General features: G+C 33.4%; 23 protein-coding genes and 1 pseudogene. 12 read left to right on the top strand and 12 right to left on the bottom strand.

Annotated features, from left to right (window positions below):
- The first annotated feature begins 4 nt into the window (after nt 1–4).
- The gene (locus FA048_RS00205) at nt 5–478 is read left to right on the top strand and encodes a YdeI/OmpD-associated family protein (RefSeq protein WP_136837990.1); all 474 of its coding nucleotides are present in this window, start codon (nt 5–7) and stop codon (nt 476–478) included.
- On the opposite strand, the gene FA048_RS00210 is transcribed toward FA048_RS00205, so the two are convergent.
- Together FA048_RS00210 and FA048_RS00215 are read right to left on the bottom strand one after the other, a co-directional pair.
- The gene (locus FA048_RS00210; RefSeq protein WP_136837991.1) at nt 479–1,162 is read right to left on the bottom strand and encodes a LytR/AlgR family response regulator transcription factor; all 684 of its coding nucleotides are present in this window, start codon (nt 1,160–1,162) and stop codon (nt 479–481) included.
- The gene (locus tag FA048_RS00215; protein ID WP_136837992.1) at nt 1,159–2,223 is read right to left on the bottom strand and encodes a sensor histidine kinase; all 1,065 of its coding nucleotides are present in this window, start codon (nt 2,221–2,223) and stop codon (nt 1,159–1,161) included. The genes FA048_RS00210 and FA048_RS00215 overlap by 4 nt, the downstream gene beginning before the upstream one ends.
- Before the next feature lie 176 nt (nt 2,224–2,399).
- Here FA048_RS00215 and FA048_RS00220 point away from each other — a divergent pair, with 176 nt between their 5' ends.
- Nucleotides 2,400–3,488 (top strand): AhpC/TSA family protein, encoded by a 1,089-nt coding sequence (locus FA048_RS00220; protein WP_205943402.1) that lies wholly within the window; start codon nt 2,400–2,402, stop codon nt 3,486–3,488.
- Here FA048_RS00220 and FA048_RS00225 read toward each other — a convergent pair.
- The 6 genes and pseudogenes from FA048_RS00225 to FA048_RS00250 form a co-directional block, all read right to left on the bottom strand.
- The gene (locus FA048_RS00225; protein WP_136837993.1) at nt 3,485–4,900 is read right to left on the bottom strand and encodes an MBL fold metallo-hydrolase; all 1,416 of its coding nucleotides are present in this window, start codon (nt 4,898–4,900) and stop codon (nt 3,485–3,487) included. The genes FA048_RS00220 and FA048_RS00225 overlap by 4 nt on opposite strands.
- 184 nt (nt 4,901–5,084) lie before the next feature.
- Nucleotides 5,085–6,101 carry an asparaginase gene (locus FA048_RS00230; RefSeq protein ID WP_136837994.1) on the bottom strand — a complete coding sequence of 339 codons (1,017 nt, stop codon included), beginning with the start codon at nt 6,099–6,101 and terminating at the stop codon, nt 5,085–5,087.
- Nucleotides 6,102–6,191: 90 nt separating this feature from the next.
- Nucleotides 6,192–6,569: pseudogene (locus tag FA048_RS00235) on the bottom strand (GxxExxY protein).
- 118 nt (nt 6,570–6,687) lie between these two features.
- Complete coding sequence (locus tag FA048_RS00240; RefSeq protein WP_205943403.1) at nt 6,688–7,455, bottom strand: TatD family hydrolase; 768 nt, start codon at nt 7,453–7,455, stop codon at nt 6,688–6,690.
- A gap of 97 nt (nt 7,456–7,552) precedes the next feature.
- On the bottom strand, nt 7,553–8,551 hold the full coding sequence (locus FA048_RS00245) for an FKBP-type peptidyl-prolyl cis-trans isomerase (protein WP_136837996.1): 999 nt from the start codon (nt 8,549–8,551) through the stop codon (nt 7,553–7,555).
- A gap of 46 nt (nt 8,552–8,597) precedes the next feature.
- Nucleotides 8,598–9,608, bottom strand: a complete 1,011-nt coding sequence (locus tag FA048_RS00250; protein WP_136837997.1) for a DHH family phosphoesterase — start codon at nt 9,606–9,608, stop codon at nt 8,598–8,600.
- 114 nt (nt 9,609–9,722) lie between these two features.
- Between FA048_RS00250 and FA048_RS00255 the strand changes: the two genes are divergently transcribed.
- From FA048_RS00255 to FA048_RS19650, 3 genes are all read left to right on the top strand, one after another.
- The gene (locus tag FA048_RS00255; protein ID WP_136837998.1) at nt 9,723–10,142 is read left to right on the top strand and encodes a nucleoside-diphosphate kinase; all 420 of its coding nucleotides are present in this window, start codon (nt 9,723–9,725) and stop codon (nt 10,140–10,142) included.
- Nucleotides 10,143–10,322: 180 nt separating this feature from the next.
- Entirely contained in the window at nt 10,323–11,096 is a 774-nt protein-coding gene (locus tag FA048_RS00260) for an FKBP-type peptidyl-prolyl cis-trans isomerase (protein ID WP_136837999.1), read from the top strand.
- A gap of 130 nt (nt 11,097–11,226) precedes the next feature.
- Nucleotides 11,227–11,400, top strand: coding sequence for a hypothetical protein (locus FA048_RS19650; protein WP_169306788.1), 174 nt, complete (start codon nt 11,227–11,229; stop codon nt 11,398–11,400).
- A 25-nt stretch (nt 11,401–11,425) separates the two neighbouring features.
- On the opposite strand, the gene FA048_RS00265 is transcribed toward FA048_RS19650, so the two are convergent.
- Both FA048_RS00265 and recF read right to left on the bottom strand, forming a co-directional pair.
- Entirely contained in the window at nt 11,426–11,716 is a 291-nt protein-coding gene (locus FA048_RS00265; protein ID WP_136838000.1) for a DUF721 domain-containing protein, read from the bottom strand.
- Nucleotides 11,709–12,812: a DNA replication/repair protein RecF gene (gene recF, locus FA048_RS00270; protein WP_136838001.1), complete on the bottom strand. Its 1,104-nt coding sequence runs from the start codon at nt 12,810–12,812 to the stop codon at nt 11,709–11,711. Before recF ends, FA048_RS00265 begins: the two co-directional genes overlap by 8 nt.
- A gap of 222 nt (nt 12,813–13,034) precedes the next feature.
- Here recF and FA048_RS00275 point away from each other — a divergent pair, with 222 nt between their 5' ends.
- The 3 genes from FA048_RS00275 (at nt 13,035) to ytxJ (ending at nt 14,862) form a co-directional block, all read left to right on the top strand.
- Complete coding sequence (locus FA048_RS00275) at nt 13,035–13,703, top strand: tetratricopeptide repeat protein (RefSeq protein ID WP_136838002.1); 669 nt, start codon at nt 13,035–13,037, stop codon at nt 13,701–13,703.
- A gap of 154 nt (nt 13,704–13,857) precedes the next feature.
- Nucleotides 13,858–14,349 (top strand): 6,7-dimethyl-8-ribityllumazine synthase, encoded by a 492-nt coding sequence (gene ribH / locus FA048_RS00280; protein WP_136838003.1) that lies wholly within the window; start codon nt 13,858–13,860, stop codon nt 14,347–14,349.
- A gap of 180 nt (nt 14,350–14,529) precedes the next feature.
- On the top strand, nt 14,530–14,862 hold the full coding sequence (gene ytxJ, locus FA048_RS00285) for a bacillithiol system redox-active protein YtxJ (protein WP_136838004.1): 333 nt from the start codon (nt 14,530–14,532) through the stop codon (nt 14,860–14,862).
- A 159-nt stretch (nt 14,863–15,021) separates the two neighbouring features.
- On the opposite strand, the gene FA048_RS00290 is transcribed toward ytxJ, so the two are convergent.
- Nucleotides 15,022–16,560 carry a malate:quinone oxidoreductase gene (locus tag FA048_RS00290; protein WP_225872489.1) on the bottom strand — a complete coding sequence of 513 codons (1,539 nt, stop codon included), beginning with the start codon at nt 16,558–16,560 and terminating at the stop codon, nt 15,022–15,024.
- Nucleotides 16,561–16,856: 296 nt separating this feature from the next.
- Between FA048_RS00290 and FA048_RS00295 the strand changes: the two genes are divergently transcribed.
- The 4 genes from FA048_RS00295 (at nt 16,857) to FA048_RS00310 (ending at nt 19,717) form a co-directional block, all read left to right on the top strand.
- Nucleotides 16,857–17,297 (top strand): GNAT family N-acetyltransferase, encoded by a 441-nt coding sequence (locus FA048_RS00295; RefSeq protein WP_136838006.1) that lies wholly within the window; start codon nt 16,857–16,859, stop codon nt 17,295–17,297.
- Between the two features lie 99 nt (nt 17,298–17,396).
- Nucleotides 17,397–18,278, top strand: a complete 882-nt coding sequence (lipA, locus tag FA048_RS00300) for a lipoyl synthase (protein WP_136838007.1) — start codon at nt 17,397–17,399, stop codon at nt 18,276–18,278.
- 61 nt (nt 18,279–18,339) lie between these two features.
- The gene (locus tag FA048_RS00305) at nt 18,340–18,891 is read left to right on the top strand and encodes an RNA polymerase sigma factor (RefSeq protein ID WP_136838008.1); all 552 of its coding nucleotides are present in this window, start codon (nt 18,340–18,342) and stop codon (nt 18,889–18,891) included.
- 1 nt (nt 18,892) lies between these two features.
- Nucleotides 18,893–19,717, top strand: a complete 825-nt coding sequence (locus FA048_RS00310) for an anti-sigma factor (protein ID WP_136838009.1) — start codon at nt 18,893–18,895, stop codon at nt 19,715–19,717.
- A gap of 177 nt (nt 19,718–19,894) precedes the next feature.
- Here FA048_RS00310 and FA048_RS00315 read toward each other — a convergent pair whose 3' ends face one another.
- Complete coding sequence (locus tag FA048_RS00315) at nt 19,895–21,391, bottom strand: NAD(P)H-hydrate dehydratase (protein ID WP_136838010.1); 1,497 nt, start codon at nt 21,389–21,391, stop codon at nt 19,895–19,897.
- Nucleotides 21,392–21,497 lie beyond the last annotated feature (106 nt).

The raw sequence follows: 21,497 nt of genomic DNA on the forward strand, positions 1-21,497 counted from the left end.
AACAATGAAATACCATTTCAAAGCAAAAATTTATAAAATAGGCATCAATTGGGCGGTAGATGTTCCACTGGAAATTACTGCAAAACTGAAACCCGAGAAAGGTTATATTCGGATTAAAGGTCAAATTAATGATTTCGATTTTATCCAAACTTTAGTTCCTGTTAAAAATTCGCCTTATCGTCTATTTGTAAACTTTATCATGATGAAAGGTGGAAAAACTGCTTTAGGCAAAGTTGCGTCTTTTGCTATTGAGCAGAATGAAGTAGAATTGGTAAAAATGTATGCAATGCCTAAGCTACTTTCTAATATTCTAGAAAAGGAAAACTTAAATGATAATTTTAATTCACTAAGTGAAGCTAGAAAAAAAGATATCCTCAAATATTTAAGTTTTATAAAAACTGAAGAAACAATTATGAAAAACATTGATAAACTAATCATTCAACTTAAAAACAAGGATAAGAATGTGAGAATACCTTAGTTATAAGTTTAGTTTTTTCAGCAATAAAACTTCTCTATAACTCTCTCCGATTGGAATTTCTACTTTATTGATAAGAACTTGATTTTTACCAATTGCCGTGATGTAAGCCTGGTTGACTAAATAAGATCGATGCACCCTAACAAAATATTTTTCAGGCATCAATTCATTTAAATATTTCATCGTCATGTGCACTATTAAATTTCCATTGTTGGTATGTAAGAGTAAATAATCTTTTATTGACTGTGCAAAAAAGATAGAAGAGTGCTCAACCTTCAACAGTTTACCAGATACTTTAAAATAGGTATAGGTTTTTTCTTCGTGCATGGTAATTGGTTGTAGTTTAAAGAACTTGGTTAAACTTTTATCAAAACGATCAATTGTTATTGGCTTTAATAAATAATCAACTGCTTCTAAATTGTAACTGTCTACCGCATATTCTGAAAAAGCAGTTGTAAATATAACTGCAGGTGGGCTCTTAAGTGATTTTAAAAAATCTATTCCATTTAACCCAGGCATTTTAACATCTAAAAACATTAAATCTATTTGCTGTTGATGCAATATTTCAAAAGCCTCGAAAGCCGTGCTACACTTCCTTACCAAGGATAAATTTTCTTTACTATTTATATATCCTTCTAAAATATCTTGCGCTAAAGGCTCATCATCAACAATAAGGCAATTGATCATTTCATTTCTAATGTTAAGCTTACTTGATAAATTTTCTCATCATTTTGTATCTCCAGCTTGTGTTTTTCTGGATATAAAATTTCCAATCTTTTTTTAACATTTACTAAACCTATTCCGCCTGTTTTTTCTTTATTTTTTGCTATGCTGTTATTCACTTCCAAGGTTAATTCTTCCTCTGTTTTACAAATTATAATGTTTACGAAACCTTCTTTTTCCTCTTCTTCAATCCCATGTTTAAAGGCATTCTCTATAAAAGGTAATAACAATAACGGACTTATTTTACTGTTATCATCAATACCTTGCGCATCAAACTTAATGTTAATTGCAGAGCGATACCTAATATTTTCTACCTCAACATAATTCTGAATAAACGTTATCTCATCTTTTAGTGACACCAATTTTTCATCAGCCTTGTATAAAATGTATCGCATCATCTCTGCCAATTTAGCTACCAAAGGGGCAGTATTTTCATCTCGTTTTAAAGCTAAACCATAAATATTGTTTAATGTATTAAAAAAGAAATGAGGCTGTAGTTGTGCTTTTAAATAAGTGAGTTCGGAAATTAATTGTTGCTCCTTTAACAACTTTACTTGCTCGTTCTGTTTATCTACATGAATAAAATAGGCTAAAAAACTAATTGAAAAAAACTCTCTTAACACATAAGCTAAACTATAACCAATGGATTTAAAGTTAAACTGCCGAAGGGCTGATTTTCTCATTTCTTCAGACAAAAAATCTAAATGAGCAAAAAGATAGCTCGTAGCCTTCAGGTAAATTGAATAAAAAACCAGAAATAATAAAATATGTGCGATTAATATAAAAAGGCGCTTACTAATTAGATATCTTCTAATAATTTGATAAAAGATCCAATATGCAATTAGTGCAGATGTGCCATACAACAAGTTATACTCTACTTCAAAAAAAGAAATTCCAGATTTTTTTCTTTCCCAAAAATTGTATTCGAAATCTGTTAAAAACCTGAAAACATAAAAGTAGAGCACAAAGAAGATAAGTTCTATCTTAAAGTATTTCTTATCAAATGTGTTATTAAGCCTTAACATTTTACCAAGGTAAATAATATTTATGCAAGCCTATTTTCACAAAACAATTTTTCGACTAAAACCATAATTTTTTAGACTAAAACCAATTATGGTTATTTGTCGAATTAACTAGGGCTTTAATCTAATTAGAAAAAAGAAACCATTTCCATCAATTACTTTTGGACATAAATTTTAAAATGATGAAAAACCTAAAAAACTTAAGCATTTTATTGATGCTATTAATTTCCTCAGTTTCGGCTATAGCGCAAACCTTTAACATTACTGGTACAACCACAGGGCTTGCTGATGGAACTTGGTTGTACCTCAGGACTTCCTCTCCAGAAAAAACTTTAGATTCAACAAAAGTGAAGAACGGCAAATTTAATTTAGTTGGAAAGACAAACGAAAAAGTTAGCCAACTAGCTGTTTATACTGCTAAATATGAAAACTATGTATTTTTTTGGGCAGAGCAAAACACTCATTTGCAGTTAAAGAATGGAGAGTTTAAAAAAGCTATTATTACTGGTTCTAAAACACAACTACAAGCTGATCTTCGTAATAAGCTTAAAGAACCAAACAGAAAACTACAAGACAGTTTAATTCAGCTTCTTGCTAAAGAAAAAGACATTGCAGCTAAACAAGAATTGAAAGAAAAACTAAATACCGCAAAAAATGCAGAGAGGGAATTTGATATAAACGATGTTAAGGAAAATCCAAATTCCTTAATAAGTGCATATATATTAAGTGTTTACGCCTCTAATTGGGGGAAAGAAAAATCTGCTGAACTTTACAATAACTTGAGCTCAGATATGAAGAATACAACTTATGGAAAAACTATAAGCGATTTTATAATGCTCAACAAGGAAATAAAAATTGGAGGAAAATTCGTTGATTTTGAACAGGCTAATGCTACTGGTAAAAAGATTAAACTATCAGCTATTAAGGCAAAATATATTCTATTAGAGTTTTGGGGTTCGTGGTGCGGTCCATGTAGAGAAGAAAACCCGAATTTGGTTAAAACTTACAATGCATATAAAAACAAGGGCTTCGAGATTTTAGGAGTAGCAGCCGATGAGAAAAAGGAACAATGGCTAAAAGCAATTAAGGATGATAATTTACCTTGGGAAAATGTAAGCGACTTAAAAGGTGATAAAAATGAAGCGGCTTTGATTTATGGCATCAATGCATTTCCCACAAACTATCTTATTGATGAGAAGGGAATAATTATAGCCAAAAACCTAAGAGGTGAAGAACTCAAAAAGAAATTAGCAGAGTTGTTACCTTAACCTTCCATTGCTTTGCTTGGGCAAGAAAAATCAGTTCGCTTTAAGTTAGTTTCCTTAATAGCACCGTAACCACCCGCAATATCAATCACGTTTTCTATGCCACGAGCTTTTAAAATAGAAGCAGCAATCATAGAGCGGTAACCACCTGCACAGTGGATGTAATAAGTCTCATCAGGATGAACTTCACTAGTCCAATCATTAATATAGTCTAGTGGGCGAGTTAAAGTAGCTTCTAAATGTTCTGACTCATACTCACCGGGTTTACGAACATCTAATGCATTGATGTTTTTATTTGTATTTAAAACTGCTTCAAATTCTGCTGCAGAGATAGATTTAATTTCATCAATTTCTTTTCCTGCATTTTGCCAAGCAGCAATTCCACCATCTAAATATCCAATGGTGTTATCATATCCAACCCTTGCTAATCTAGTTATAGCTTCTTCAGCCTTGCCATCTTCTGTTACCAATAATAATTCTTGTTTCAAATCAGTTATTAGCGCACCAACCCAAGGTGCAAATTGACCGTTTAAGCCAATATTTATTGAATTAGGAATAAATGCTTTTGCAAAAACTTGAGGATCTCTTGTATCTAATATTAAAGCACCCGTTAAATTGGCAACAGACTCAAACTCTTTAGGAGGTAATGCTACCAGTCCTTTTTCAAAAACCTCATCAATACTTTCGTAACCACCTTTATTCATTGCTGCATTTTTAGCAAAATATTGTGGTGGAGGCAAAATTCCGTCTGTTACTTCTTTAATGAATTGTTCTTTCGAACTCGCTTTTAAAGCATAATTAACCTCTTTTTGATGACCTAAAGTATCAAAGGTTTCTTTGCTCATACTTTTACCGCAAGCAGAACCTGCACCATGGGCAGGATAAACAATTACATCGTCTGCCAAAGGCTTAATTTTTATAGTTAACGAATCATAAAGCATACCTGCTAAATCATCCATTGTTAACTCTCCCTTTTGTGCTAAATCGGGTCTACCAACATCGCCTATAAAAAGCGTATCACCCGAGAAAATACAATAATCTTTTCCATTTGCATCAGTTAATAAATAGGTAGTAGATTCTAGCGTGTGACCAGGTGTATGTAAAGTTGTAATAGTTAAATCGCCTATTTTAAATTGCTCGCCATCTTTAGCAATATGAGATTTAAAATTTGTTGTTGCTGTTGGTCCGTAAACAATAGTTGCACCAGATTTTTCGGCTAAATCAACATGACCAGAAACAAAATCAGCATGAAAATGAGTTTCGAAAATATATTTAATGATTGCTCCGTTTTGGGCCGCTTTTTTTAAATAAGGATCTATTTCGCGTAAAGGGTCAATAATAGCAGCTTCGCCATTGCTCTCAATATAATAAGCCGCCTCGGCTAAACATCCAGTATATATTTGCTCTATTTTCATTTGCTGAGATATGAGTATTGAGATTTGTGATGTGAGACATCACTCAAATCAAAAACAAAAATAGGGTTATAAATTTATAAGCAGAATGATTTTCATCATAATTACAGCAATTTTACTTAAGTGAGATACGAGAAGAGTGTATTGAGAAGTATTTTTCTCCTTAATGAACTATTGAACAAATGAACTAATTAGTCAACTCCCCAGCAATAGAAACCTCTAACAACCTCTTTACCTCCGCCGTACTTAAACCCTGCCCTAAAAGATACATTAACTTTGTAACGGCTGCTTCAAAAGTTAAATCGGAGCCACTTAAAATACCCATTTTCTGCAATTTTCTACTTGTTTCGTATAACCCTAATTGAACTGAGCCACCTTTACACTGAGAAATATCTAATATGATTTTGTTTGCAGCAACGGCTTCTTTTAAACAAGTAATAAACCAAGGTGCAGTTGTTGTGTTTCCTGACCCAAATGCCTCTAAAATAATGGCTTCAGCATCAGATTCTGTTATAGCTCTTACTGCATTTTCGGTTATGCCTGGATACATTTTTAATACCCCAATATTTGAATTGAATGAAGTATGAATTTGAAAAGGCTGGGTTGGGGTTGGTAAAATATAGTTTGGATAAAAATCTAAATTTACACCAGCTTCTGCTAAGATTGGATAATTTGGAGATGCAAATGCTTCAAATTTTTCTGAATTGTATTTAATGGAACGGTTTCCTCTAAACAACTGATAATCAAAATAAACGCATACTTCTGGAACCATTGCCCTTCCATCTTTTTTGGTTGCGGCAATTTCTAACGCTGTGATTAAATTTTCCTTAGCATCTGTTCTAATCTCTCCTATAGGCAATTGAGAACCTGTTAAAACAACTGGCTTTGCTAAATTTTGCAACATAAAACTTAGTGCCGCAGCTGTGAATGACATTGTATCTGATCCATGTAAAATCACAAAGCCATCAAATACATCATACTTTTCTTTAATGAGTTCCGCAAGTTCTGCCCACACTTCTGGGTTCATATTTGATGAATCTAGAATTGGATCAAAAGAGTGAACTGAAAGTTGATAATCTAATCTGGCTAATTCTGGTACATTATCTTGAATTTGTTCAAAATCAAATGGAATTAAAGTGCCTGTTTTAGCATCATTAACCATCCCAATGGTACCGCCAGTATAGATGATAAGAATTTTGGTCATACGCCTCAAAGATAGCTATTTTTACCACAGCGAAATAATAACGATTAACCGCAAAGAACGCTAAGAGCGCAAAGTTAGAAAATCAATTACTCACAGGTTATTAACTACTCTTTTTAAACCATCTTTTAGCCTGTATACGTTAAAATTTATAAGTAGGCCAAGTCTATAATCACCTAATTTAAGATACGTTAAGGTCTGAGCCAAATGAACTTCATTTAAAGATGCTACACTTTTTAGTTCTATGAGCAATTTATTTTCAACTAAAATGTCTATGCGAAAGCCTCAATCTAATTTTACACCTTCAAAAATCACAGGCAAGGACTTCTCCTTCTCAACCTTAAAGCCACTTTAATTAATCTTATAATACAAACATTCCCTGTAGACACTTTCTAATAGCCCTGGTCCCAATGCTGTATGAACTTTAATTGCTAACCCGATTATTTCACTTGATAATTCATCTTCTCTCATCCCGCAATTTAGGGCAAAAATATAAGCTACTGTATATCAAATAGTTAATTTAACTATTAAGCAATTTTTTTATTCTTGTAATTAATGCTTTGCGTACTTAGCGCTCTTTGCGGTTAAATTAAACTCCGAATATCTTTTTTGAATTTTCTGTAGTTACGTCTGCCACTTCATCCAAACTCACATTATAAATATCTGCAACTTTTTGAGCGATGTGTATAAGGTAACTACTTTCATTAGGCTTACCACGATAAGGAACGGGCGCTAGATAAGGGGAATCTGTCTCCAAAACGATATGGTTAAGTGGAATGTCTGCTAATACCAAATCTAACCCTGCTTTTTTGTAAGTCACCACTCCCCCTATCCCTAGGTAGAAGTTTAGGTCTATGGCTCTTTTAGCTTGAGCTAAATCTCCAGTAAAACAATGGAATATCCCTCTTAATTTCTCATCCTTTTCAGAATCTAAAACTTCGAAAACTTCGTCAAATGCTTCACGACAATGAATAACAATTGGCAGATTTAGATTTTTTGCCCAAGCAATTTGTTTTTTAAACGCATCTTGTTGGATTGCTAATGTAGTTTTATCCCAATATAAATCTATCCCGATTTCACCTATGGCATAAATCCTTCTATCAGCTATGCTGTTATAAATAATTGATAATTGGCTTTCATAATCATCTTTTACATCACAAGGGTGCAAGCCAGCCATTGCAAAACAGTTATCAGGATATTTAGCTACCAAATCATCAATCATTGCAATAGATTTCACATCTACATTTGGCAAAAAAAGCCTTTTTACATCTAATGCAAAACAGCGATCCATTAATAAGGCTTGTTTATCTAAATCAGCTTCATAATAAAGATGAGTATGGGTATCTGTTAAAAGCATATACAAAGGTATTTTTAATTCTTAGCTGTTTAAAATTATAACTCACAAAAAAACCCTGTTCAGTTAAGAACAGGGTTTAATAACTTAATTTATTTAATTATGGTTTTGCAGTTACCGGCATTGTTGGTGCAGGTGTTGCAGCTGGCTTACCTTTAATAATTTTAACAATTTCGATATCAAAAGCAATTGGCGCATAAGGGGTAATACCTGCCTGAGGGTTACCTTGTTCTCCATAACCTAATTTAGAAGGCATAACAACAGTAACTTTACCTCCAGGACCAATAAGCGATAATGCTTCTGTAAAACCTGGTACTGTTTGACCATATACCATTTTAGTAGGGCCGTAAGTTCTACCCATTTGTTTTTTATCTAAACCACTTTCTTTTGCAGTTTTCTGATCGCTTGTATCAAAAACAGTGTATTTTCCGTCTTTATCTTTTTTAGTTGCACTACCTGTATAGTTAATCTCTACGGTATCACCTAAAACTGGTCTTTGTGCAGAACCTGGAGTTTTAATCACATAATGTAATCCACTTGCGGCAACTGTAGTTTTAAGACCTTTATCTTCAACATACTTTTTAAGCTTACCATCTTCAGCGTTTTTAATTTTATCCATAGTGGCTTTAAAATCTGCTTGGAAAAATTCACTTGCTCTTTTTTGGAAGGCCGAATCGGCTTCACCAGCATTCTTTTTAAATACTTTCTCTATCTTAACAACAAACGTGATGTATTTGTCGTTTTTAAACATCTCATTTTTAGGTTGTTTAGTATAATGAGCCATTGTATCCAAGTTGATTTTGAAGGTAGCGCTATCGCCTTCTCCAAGCAATGTTAAAGCATCCTGGTTATCTCCAGCATACATTTTTTTCTGTGCTTGAAAAACCTGTGGTACTTCATTTTCATATGAGCTATAAAAAACAGAATCTTTATCGTTTTTCTGAACGAAGTTCATTTTAACAATATCGCCTTCTTTAATCTTTTCTTTTTCTTCAGAATTGTGGATCGTATACAACAAACCTCCAGCTCCTTTTTTCTCTCTGTTGCAAGCTGCTAAACCTAATGTTGCAGCTAAAAGAATTACTAAACTTTTTTTCATTTTCTATTTTTTTTGATTGATTGAGAACGAAGTCTCCGTTTTATTTTTATTGTAATAATTGAGTTTTATACTCTGGTAAAATTGATTTAAATTCTGTTACTGTATCTGCTAAATTCTTATCTGATGCACCACCTGCAGCATTTCTATGTCCACCCCCATTAAAATACTTCTTACATATCTCATTAGCAGGGAAATCGCCTGTGGAGCGCAAAGATAATTTAACTTTATCAGTTCTTTCTATAATAAAGGCAGCTAATTTTATTCCGTTAATAGATAAAGCATAATTTACAATACCTTCTGTATCTCCTGTTGCAATATCATATTGTTTTAACTCATCAGCAGTAACCGTAATTATTGCAGTATTAAAATCTCTTAAAATATCAAGTTTGTTTGATAAGCAATGACCAAGAAAACGTAGGCGATTTTCTGATGCATTATCGTACACTAATTGGTGTATTCTCCAATGCTCTGCCCCTAAATCTATTAAATCTGCTGCAATGCGATATACTGAAGATGTTGCGGAAGGAAACCGGAATGAGCCTGAGTCAGTCATAATTCCAGTATATAAACAAGAGGCTACATCTTTGTTGATCAGCGCTTCTTCATTAAGTTCATTTTTGATAAAATCGTACACCAATTGAGCTGCAGCACATGCATTAATGTTCCAATGGCGATAATCATCAAAATCTTCAGGTTCCAAATGATGATCGATCATTAACTTTAAGCCCGATGCATTTCTAATATGCTCTCCTAATTCGTTAATCCTATTTAACGTATTAAAATCACAGCAAAAAATTAAATTAGCTTCATTAACTAGTGCTATAGATTTCTCTTGTGCTTCTGTATAAATAACAACCTCGCTATTGTTAGGTAGCCAATGTAAAAAATCTGGATAATCTGTTGGTGTTATTACTGTAACATGATGCCCTTTTTGAATTAAAAACGCATATAAACCTAAAGATGAGCCCATCGCATCACCATCTGGTTTATGATGTGTAGTAATTACAATCTTTTGTGGCGTTGCCAGTAATGTTTTTAATTCTGAAATTGATATCATAATTTTCGCCTGCAAAGCTAATAATTTTAGGTATAATAGATAGCTTTTATTGGATTAGCTTTAATATTAAGTTAAAGTATTGTATTTTTGCAAAAAAAATCAATTAAAACACAAATGAGTACAAATAGAACATTTACCATGATTAAGCCAGATGCAGTTGCAAACGGGCATATTGGCGCAATCATAAATGACATTACAAACGCTGGTTTTAAAATCATCGCATTAAAATACACAAAACTAACAGAAGAAACAGCTGGAAAGTTTTATGAAGTGCACAATGCACGTCCTTTCTATAATGATTTAGTGAGCTTTATGTCTTCAGGACCTATCGTAGCTGCTATTTTAGAAAAAGAAAATGCAATTGAAGATTTTAGAAATTTAATTGGTGCTACTAACCCTGCAGAAGCTGCTGAAGGAACTATCCGTCAGAAATATGCAAAATCTATTGATGCTAATGCAGTTCACGGTTCTGATTCTGATGAGAATGCTCAAATTGAAGGCGATTTCTTCTTCAAAGCAGATGAGCGTTTCTAAGTAAATATTCGTAGAGATTAAACGTCACCTTTTTTAATTACAAGGTGACGTTCTTTTTACAGGAGTATTTAATTTTGTATATTCCGACCTTAAATCTATGCTCAACCATCATGATCTACTAATTATACAATGAATTAAAAAATCATGTTAGATTTATCACCATCAAAACATATCCTATAAATGAAAAAAATATTTGTTTTAGCTATAATTTCAATGTTAAGTTATAGTGTAAATGCTCAAAAGATTACTAAAACCAATACAGTAGCTAAAAAACCTACAAGTACTGTAAAAAACGTATCTAAAGTAGTGCCTAACAAAGCGCCTCTATTTAGAACCACGCTTGACTCTGCAAGCTATGCATTAGGGGTTAATGTGGCAAGTAGTTTTAAATCTGGAGGAATGAGTACGCTTAACTATGAGTTATTTAACAAAGGACTAAAAGACATTTTTGCTAAAGCTAATCCATTGTTATCTCAAGAGAAATGCCAAGAAGCAGTGAATAACCTTTTTATGAGTTTTAGCAAACAGAGAGAAAGTGAAGACATGAAAAAATATGCACCAAATGTTAAAGCTGGTGCTGATTTTTTAGCTGCAAATAAAACTAAAGCAGGTGTTAAAACCACAGCTAGTGGATTGCAATATGAAGTGATTACACAAGGAACAGGTGCTCAACCCAAATCTGCAGCAGACCAAGTAACTGTAAATTATAAGGGCACTTTACTTGATGGTTATGAATTTGACAGCTCTTACAAGAGAGGTACACCTGCAACTTTCGGCTTAAATCAAGTTATTGCTGCCTGGACAGAAGGTTTACAATTAATGCAAGAAGGATCTAAATACCGTTTTTTTGTGCCATATAATTTAGGCTACGGATCAAGAGAAGCTCCAGGTGGCGCAATACCGCCTTTTAGTACTTTAATTTTCGAAGTAGAACTGATTAAAGTAGGCCAATAATTACATTACAATTCAAATAGAAAGTTCATTCAAAAGATGAACTTTTTTTTTGTGGATTATTTTTTATCAATACCAAATTAAAACTATTCGTGATTTGACGTGTTTAAGTAAAAATTAAACCGAAATTACGATGAGAAGATATATCCCTCTGGCAGCAATTGCCTTGTTATGTACAACTTTAACCAGTTGCGAATTGGTTGAAGGAATTTTTAAAGCTGGCGTTTGGGTTGGCGTAATTGTAGTTGTTATTATTTTAGCGCTAATTATTTGGCTAGTATCTAAAGTGTTTGGCGGCAAGGGTTAAATAAAAGCCCTTTAAAAGAGGGCTTTTATAAAAATACAATGTCTGTAATTACAGCTGAACCTGCTCGTTCATTCAGTTTTTGAATGATACCCGTTCTAACCATCAATAGTTCATTTTTAATTACAGACGATTCTATTCGAACAAATAACTTTCCCTGACTTACATAGATTTGAGTTGTTCTATTAGCTACAGCAGTACCCATTAACTCTGGCCAATGCGCTACAACCCCTGTCTCATCATATTTGCCACGCAAACGATACACAGAAAGCATCTTTGTAATGGCATCTTTTAGGGTGATATCGTTGGGCTTACGCATGTTTAATTATTCCATTATCTACTTCAAACAAAGTTACATCAACTTTTATCTCATTAAAAACAGATAGCACTCTTTCTTTTCCTGTATCAGTAATAAAAATTTGCCCAAAATCGTGATGAGACACCATTTCCATTAATTTGCGCACTCGTAAATCATCTAGTTTATCAAAGATATCATCCAATAATAACAGTGGCTTAAAATCTCTGAATTTTTGCAAATAACTATACTGCGCCAGTTTTAGTGCAATTAAAAATGATTTTTGTTGTCCTTGTGAACCAAATTTTTTCAAAGGCATATCGCCAATGGCAAATAACAATTCATCTTTATGAATACCAGTTGTTGTTCTTTCTAAAATTCTATCCTTTTCTATTGATTGGGTTAGCAAGTCTTCAAAAGACTGTTCATTTAATTGTGATTGATAACTTAAAGAAACTTGTTCTGCATCATCAGTTATATAACTATAATGTTTATTAAATAAGGGAATAAAATCTAATAAGAACTGTTTACGTTTCTCAAAAATCTTGTTTCCAGAAAAAATCAGCTGTTCATCTAATATTTGCAACAACGTAACATCAAGCTTTCTGGTAATTGCTACTTGCTTTAATAGTGAATTACGATTTAACAAATGTTTATTGTAAACTATAAGTTCATCTAAATAATTAGAGTCGGTTTGAGAAATAACATTATCAACAAACCTACGGCGCTCTTCACTTCCATCCATAATCAGGTTAACATCATAAGGAGAAATCATTACTAACGGAAAAAGTCCGATGTGATTGGCTAATTTATCATATTCCTTTTTATTTCTTTTAAACTGCTTTTTCTGATTTCGTTTTAATCCACAAGTTATTTTTTCGTTTTTTTCTTTGCGATCAAAATCACCCTGTATTAAAAAAAGATCTTCATTGGTTTTAATTTGCTGACTATCTATTGGATTAAAATAGCTTTTACAAAGGCACAAATAATGGATTGCATCTAGCAAATTGGTCTTCCCAGCACCATTATTGCCAACAAAAGCATTCACGGTTTTAGCAAAACGAAGCTCGGCAGATGAGTAGTTTTTAAAGTTAAGGAGAGTAATATTTTTTAACCACATAGTTTATACAACAAAGTTAACCGTTTTTACCAATGCTAATCGACTAAAGTTTAATTAAATAGTTAAAAAGGGGTTGATACTTTGAATGAAAAATGTATTTTTGCAATCTCAATTTTTAAACCGACCGTATTAAAATAGCAATAATAAAAAAATACAACTATTTTAATACGTAGAGCTCAATCTATCAATTGAAGAGTATTTAAAAACAAATAGATTAAATAAATGTCTACAACAGATAAAACAATAACGCAACCAGTTAGAAAAGGTGGTTTTTTAGAAGAGAATGGTAAGAGCTTGTTATTTATAGGCGTAGCTATACTTGCATTAGCAGCTATAGCAGTTTATTATTTCTACTCATACCTACCAAGCCGCAGTAATGATGCTGCTGCAGCAATGTATAAAGCAGAGCAATTTGTAGGCGTAGATTCTTTAGCTAATAAAGCTATTAACGGTGAAGGTGGCTATCCTGGTCTTGAAAAAATTGCTGAAGAATATGAAAATACAAAATCTGCTAATTTAGCTAACTTGTATTTAGGTGGTATTTATTTACGCAAAGGCGAATACAAAAAAGCTACAGAAGCTTTAGGTAAATATACAGCTACAGGAAGCCCAGTTGCTGATCCGTTAGCTTTAGGTTTGTTAGGCGATGCTTATAGCGAACTAAAAGATTACAAGCAAGCTGCTACTTATTACAAAAAAGCAGCAGATAAAGCTAGTAACAAATTTACTTCTCCAATGTTCCTTAAAAAATTAGGTTTAGTTAACGAAAACTTAAAAGACTTTAAAGCTGCAGAAGAAGCTTATACTACATTAAAAACTCAATATCCTGATAGCCAAGAAGCTGCAATGATTGATGAATATATCGCTAGAGTGCAAGCTCAAGTTAAATAATTTCCTTTTAGTAGGATTTGAAAGGCTCTGTTAACGCAGGGTCTTTTTTTTGGATTATCATTACCGCCATTGCTAGCAAGAACAGCAGCTCGCAATGACGAAATTACGACAAAAACCTACTCCATTATTTAAACATAAAGTTTACTTTTGCATCATGGCTTCACATCTAAAAAACCTATCAGATTTTTCGCACACTACTATACCAAATGGTGCAGATTACAAAATTGCTATTGCAGTTGCAGAGTGGAATGCAAAAATTACTGGCGCACTTTATCAAGGTGCTTATGATACTTTAATTAAGTATGGCGTTAAAGAAGAAAACATTAGTTCTTTCCCTGTACCTGGAAGTTTTGAATTGCCTGGTGCAGCAGAGCTAATTTTAAATAAAAAACCTGCTGTTGATGCTGTAATTTGCTTGGGCTGCGTAATTCAGGGAGATACTAAACATTTTGATTTTATATGTGAAGCAGTAGCCAATGGAATTACTAATGTTGGCATTAAATATAGCAAACCTGTTATTTTTGGTGTTTTAACAACCAATGATGAACAACAAGCAATTGATAGGGCAGGTGGAAAACATGGCAATAAAGGAGATGAAGCTGCAATTACTGCTTTAAAAATGGTTCATTTTTCTGCAACAATTTAATAACCCTACTTGTTATTAGTAAAAATTTGTACTTTAGAGCTTTAATCAAAAACAAAACGATGAAAAAAGTAGCTATTCTTTTATTATTTATGTTCTGCGCTATCGCAGTATTAGAATCGTGCTCTTCTCGCCTTTGCCCTGCTTATAGCTCTTACCCTGAGGGAAAAAGAAGAAGATAAAATGCAATGGATTAATATCAATAACCTTGAACAGGTTGACACTATTAAAAACGCTAGTGGTTATAGTGTTATTTTTAAACACAGCACTCGTTGTTCTATCAGTTTAATGACTAAAAGAAACTTCGAATTAGATTGGGAAGTAATTCCAGAAAATACACCATTATATTTTTTAGATTTAATTAGCCATAGAGATATTTCTGCTTATATAGCCGAAACATTTCAAGTACATCACGAATCTCCGCAAGTATTGTTAATTAAAGACGGTGAATGCATTTTAGATTCTTCGCATAGCGATATATCTGCAGAAGAAATTGCAGAATCTATTTCTGCTTAATTATTCATTCCTTTTAGAAATAGCCACCATTACCTGTAGCGGAAAGCTACGAGTATGATTAAGGGGTTTATCGAGTAATAAATACTGAAATAAACAGCGAAGCTCTTTTGAAGGCATATCAAAAGAGCAAATAAAATTAGCATAAGGCTTTTTAGAGGCCTAACTTTCTACCAAACTATTTAATTTTAGCACACTAGTAGTATGGCGTCTAGTTTCTTTACATAGTTCATCATTATTGGCTAAATTTTCTCCATAAGTAGGGATCATTGTTCTAATTTTTGTTTGCCATTCTGCAGTTTGCAATTTTGTTTTAAAACATCTGTCAAGCAAATCGAGCATAATAGAAACTGCCGTTGAGGCACCTGGAGAAGCACCAAGTAAAGCAGCTATAGAACCATCAGCAGCACTAACTACCTCTGTTCCGAACTCTAAAATACCACCACCACTAGCTTTCTTTTTAATTACTTGCACCCTTTGACCAGCATATTCTAATTCCCAATCCTTAAATTCTGCATTTGGCAGGTATTCTTTTAACGCCTCAAACCTATCTTCTGGAGATTGACGGATTTGTTCAATTAGATATTTTGTTAAATCAATATTTTTTAGCCCTGCAGAAACCATTGGGCGGATGTTATTGAACTTAATCGATAATGGTAAATCCAAGAATGAACCATTTTTCAAGAATTTAGTAGAAAAGCCAGCATAAGGACCAAATAGCAATGCTTGTTTACCATTGATAATGCGGGTATCTAAGTGCGGCACAGACATTGGTGGTGCACCAACTGCAGCTTTACCATATACTTTTGCATGGTGGCGAGAAATTACCTCTTCATTTGTACATTTTAGCCATTGCCCACTAACTGGAAAACCACCAAAACCCTTGCCTTCTGGAATGTCTGATTTTTCTAGCAAGGGTAAAGAGCCACCACCTGCGCCAATGAATACAAATTTAGCAATGCGTCTATTTTTTTTACCTGTCTCTAGGTTTTTAACCTTCACTTCCCACTCACCCGTTTCCAATTTGTCTAATTCACGAATTTCATGATGAAAATGCAAGTTTACATTGGATTGCTTACTTAAATAGCTAAACATTTCTCGGGTAAGTGAACCAAAGTTTACATCAGTACCTAAATCCATTTTGGTAGCTGCAACTTTGTCTTTTTTAGCTCTTCCTTCCATCACTAATGGAGTCCAGTTTCGAATTGTATCTGGGTCTTCCGTATACTCCATGTCTTCGAAAAGATTGCATTTTGTTAATGAGCTAAATCTTGTCTTTAGAAATTCTACATTTTTTTTGCCCCATACAAAACTTAAATGAGGTATATTTTTGATAAATAGATTTGGATCAGAAAGAATTTCTTTTTCAACTAGGTAGGCCCAAAATTGTTTCGAAACTTCAAATGATTCTGCAATTTGTACTGCTTTATTAATATCTACAGCGCCATCTTTTTTTTGTGGTGTATAATTTAATTCACAAAAAGCAGAGTGTCCTGTACCAGCATTATTCCAAGCATCTGAGCTTTCTGCAGCGGCGATATCTAAACGTTCGTAAATTTCAATACTTAAATCTGGTTCAAGCTCCTTTAAAATCAAACCAAGCGTAGCGCTCATAATGCCCGCACCTATTAAAATCACATCAGCGTCGGTTTCAACAACCGTCTTTTTTTTCCTAGCCATTTCCCTAAAAAGTAAACCTATAAATCGTAGTCATTTTCAAAGCATAATTAATGCCCTATAACTTCCTTGAGAAGTGAAAACATCCTAATATTAAACCTTTGCAAATTTAGTGTTTTTATATAAAATAAGGATTTCTACTCCACTTTTTTAAGCAAAAAAATAGCTTTTATACAAAATTACTCAGCACAATGATAATTTTAAGACACAAAATTAGAAAAACTGTTGAATTAATTAGTAAAACAAAGAAAAATAGGCAAGTAAAGAAGTTGATGATTTTATAAAATTATTTCTACAAATCAATTTCCTAAATTTAGAGGATGAACAGGATGATTTTTCAGCTTTTATCTATAAATAAAACTGATGCAAAACAAATTACAGCACTTTCCATTCAACTAGGTTATGAAAATGATGCGGATGAAGTTTATAACCGAACTAGTGAAATTGTTAAAAGCAACACAGATTGCGTATTTGTGGTTAAAATTGAGGGCCAAATTGTTGGCTGGATTCATGCTTTTATGACACTTAGAATTGAGTCTGGTATATTTTTAGAAATTGCGGGCCTAGTAGTAGATCATGAATATTATAAAATGGGAATTGGTAAAGATTTGATCAATGCCGTAAAAGACTGGGCTGATGCAAGAGATATTAAAAAAATAAAAGTGAGGTGTAATGTAATTAGGGCAGAAAGTCATCATTTTTATAAAAAAATAGGCTTTACTCAAAACAAGCAGCAGTTAGTTTTTGAAATGAACACATAAACTCAGTTTTGTAACACAACTTTGCTTAAATCAAAAACATTACAACGTTCAAACATTTCAGCATTACAACATTTCAATCCTATTGCTTAACTTTGTAACATGATTGAACTTCCTGTAGTAGCTGCTGTTACAGACAAGCCCCGCAAACCAGACTGGTTAAGAGTTAAATTACCCGTTGGTAAAGAGTACGCTCAAGTGAGAAGTCTGGTAGACACCCATAAATTACATACCATTTGCGAAAGTGGAAATTGTCCTAATATGGGCGAATGTTGGGGTGCAGGCACAGCGACTTTCATGATTTTAGGAAACATTTGTACACGTTCATGCTCTTTTTGTGCGGTTGCAACAGGAAGGCCATTAGCAGTTGATACTGATGAACCAAATAGAATTGCCAATTCAGTAAAATTAATGAACGTTAAACACTGCGTAATTACTTCGGTAGATCGTGATGATTTAAAAGATGGCGGTTCTATTATTTGGGCAGAAACATTACAGGCAATTAGACGCGAAAGTCCACAAACAACTTTAGAAACTTTAATTCCAGATTTTAAAGGCCAATGGGATAATTTATACCGCGTTTTAGAAGAACGACCAGAGGTGATGAGCCATAATGTGGAAACAGTAAGACGTTTAACCAAACAAGTTCGTATCCAAGCTAAATATGATAGAAGCTTAGAAGCATTAAAAAGGATTTCTGAATTTGGTTTAAGAACTAAAACTGGCATTATGCTAGGTCTAGGTGAAACTGAAGAAGATGTTTTAGAAGCAATGGATGACTTAGTGGCTAATGGAGTTCATATCTTAACTTTAGGACAATATTTACAACCCACAAAAAACCATCACCCTGTAATAGATTGGATACATCCAGACCAATTTGCGAAGTATAAAGAAATAGGTTTGGCAAAAGGTTTAAGATATGTAGAGAGTGGCCCTTTGGTACGTTCTTCGTATCACGCTGAAAAACATTTATTTGATTTTTAAACTACGCTTATCCTAAAACAAAAGTTTCATTATACTTGTTTTAGTATGTATATTAGCAACCTTGGCACCAACAAAAAAAATATCCCTATCTGAAGAAGAATTGGTTAGCGCCCTTAAAAGACAAGATACTGTAGCAATTAAAGCATTGTATGACATGTATTCTGGAGCTTTGCTTGGTGTTATTTCACGCATTATACTTCAAACTGAAGTTGCCGAAGATCTTTTACAAGAAACTTTTTTAAAAATTTGGAATTCTGCAGGTAGCTACGACTCATCAAAAGGTCGTTTATTTACTTGGATGATGAATATTGCACGTAATTTATCTATAGACAAGCTACGATCTAAGGATTTTAAAAATGCAAATAAAAACCAAGATATAGAAAACAACGTAGATTTCATTGATGAACAAAAAAAGATTAATTTTAATGCTGATGTTTTAGGCTTAAAAGATCTTGTTACCGGTCTTAAACCCGACTTTAAAGATGTGTTAGATATGGTATACTTTAAAGGCTATACGCACGTTGAAACAGCAGAAGAGCTAAACTTACCTTTAGGCACTGTTAAAACTCGTGTTAGAATGGCCATTTTAGAGTTAAGGAAAAAATTTAATTGAGGTGGAAGAAGTAAAAGCATATATCGAATCAGGCATACTTGAACTTTACGTTTTAGGGCAATTATCTGCTCCAGAGTGTGATGAAGTTGAAGCTATGGCAGCAAAACATCCAGAAGTAAGGACAGAAATTACTGCTATTGAGCTTGCTATGGAGGCTTATGCACTTGAGAATGCGATAACACCTTCTGCAAAATTGGGCGATAAAATTCTAAAAGAAATAAGCGGTGAGGAAATAATTTCAGATCCTCGAATTATTCCTTTATATCAAGATGCAAATTACAGCAAAATAAAAGCACTTCGTCTCGCTCTTGTTGCTTGTGTTGCTTTGTTAGCAATATGTGCTGCTGCTCTTTTCTCAGTTTATACCCAACTAAATACAGCTAATGAACAAATTGCATCATTAAGTACAAGTAATGATCAATTTGCTAGAACAGTTAATAAATTAGAATTTGATAAAGCTGGAATGGAAAATAGAATTGCCATGACAGAGACTGATGAATGGATGACTGTAAAATTAGCTGGCGTTGCCAACTCGCCTAAAGCTAAAATGCTTGTTTATTGGAATAAGAATAATAAAAGCATCTTAATTAACCATTCTGCAATGGAATTGCCCAAAACAGATAAAACTCACGAATATCAATTATGGGCTTTGGTTAATGGGAAACCAGTAAGCCTAGGTGTTTTTGGCGAAAATGCTAAAGAAGCAGTACAACAAATGGTTACAATCGAAAAGGCGCAAGCTTTTGCTGTTACTATTGAACCAGTAGGCGGTAGTGTAAACCCAACAATGGAGAAAATGGTAGTAATGGGTGAAGTAGCTATCTAGCTCTTGTCCTTCTGACGAAGGAAAAATCTTTTTTTTAATATATTTTTTGAAGCAGTAAATTGATGCTGTTATGCTTGTTAGCTTGTTGCTTGTTATATCTTTTGTGCTTCCTTCGGACAAAGCTTAGGATGACAGCACAAGAGGATTCCGCTCCTATCAGAACTATAAAATCAGTAATTATGATTTCAAAAGCTTTTTAATTGTTTTCGGGATTTGTAACGCTAACTGTAAAGCGTTAACAGTAAAACTTTCCTTTGCCAAATCATCACCAGCCTTTCCATGTAGGTAGACTGCTAAAATTGCAGCATCAGCAGGTGAATAGCATTGAGCAAGAAATGCTGTGATCGTCCCTGTTAAAACATCTCCCATTCCGCCACTTGCCATTGCAGGATTACCGGTGGCGTTTATATGAACATCACCAGTTGGCAAACAAATAAATGTATATTGATTTTTAAGAATGATAATTAAGTCTAACTGCTGTGCTTTTTCTCTCGCTGTTGCTACTCTTTGCCACCAACTTTCATGTTTCCCAAAGAGGCGATCAAACTCTTTCATGTGTGGGGTTAAAATAGTTTTAGCTGGTAATTTTACAAGCAAATCTTCTCGTTTACTTAAAATTGTTAATCCATCTGCATCTATTACAAATTGCTTTTTTAAGTCAATTAGTTTTTCCAGTAATTCTTCATTCTCCTCATCAAACCCCAAACCTGGACCAATTGCAATAGCATTAAATTTTTCAAACGCCTCTATAGCCAAATGCTCATTTCTAGGCAACGCCATTACTTCAGGGAGCATTGTATTTAAAGCTATTAATCCACTTTGTGGTAAACATACTGTAGTTAAGCCTGATCCACTATGCAAACTAGCACTAGCAGCCAATAATCCGGCGCCCATTGTTGTATTGTTCCCTGCTACAATTAAAGCATGGCCATAAGTACCTTTGTGACTAAAACCTGCTCTAGGTCTAATTATTTTCTGTACATCAGCTCTTGTTGTTAATTTCCAATTACTTTGTTGTCTCTCAATAAAATTCTCATCCAAACCAATATTTACTACTTTAAATCTATTCATAGCAACAACGGATTCTGGAAAGAAAAAATTAATTTTTGGCCTTTGAAAACTGATTACTACATCCGCTTTTATGCCATTGTAATTTTCTGGAATTAAATCATCTCCATTAAAGCCAGTTGGTACATCTACAGCGATAACTTGCTTTTTTAATCCGTTAATAATAGATGCCAAACTTGTATACTTACCAGACAATGGTTTATTTAACCCAGATCCAAGTATAGCATCAATAACCACATCAACTTTTATTTCATTGAACTCCCCAGGTTCTTTAATTTCTACAATTGGAATTTTGGCTTTTGATAACCTCTTTAAATTTTTTGTATAATCATCACTCAGTTTTGCAGAAAAATTGATTAAAAACACAGTGCTATTTTTATACTTTTCCTTATTTAAGAGTCTAGCTATTGCCAAACCATCACCCCCATTATTCCCCTGTCCGCATAAAATGGAAATTCTTGCATCTTTATCTAAAACTTCTTTCTTAAAGGCCTTAACAAATGCCTTTGCCGCACTTTCCATTAAATTTACAGAAGAAATTGATTGTTGCTTAATTGTATAAGCATCAACGGTTTGCATTTGAGAAGAAGTTAATAACGTTTGCATTTACTAAGTTATATTAATCTGTTAATTAAATACCTATAAGGCTGCTTTTGTTTTATTTAGTAACATTTTTATCGTTGTTGCATCTCAATATTAATTAACAAATCAC

This window comes from Pedobacter polaris, assembly GCF_005116505.1.
Classification (GTDB): domain Bacteria; phylum Bacteroidota; class Bacteroidia; order Sphingobacteriales; family Sphingobacteriaceae; genus Pedobacter; species Pedobacter polaris.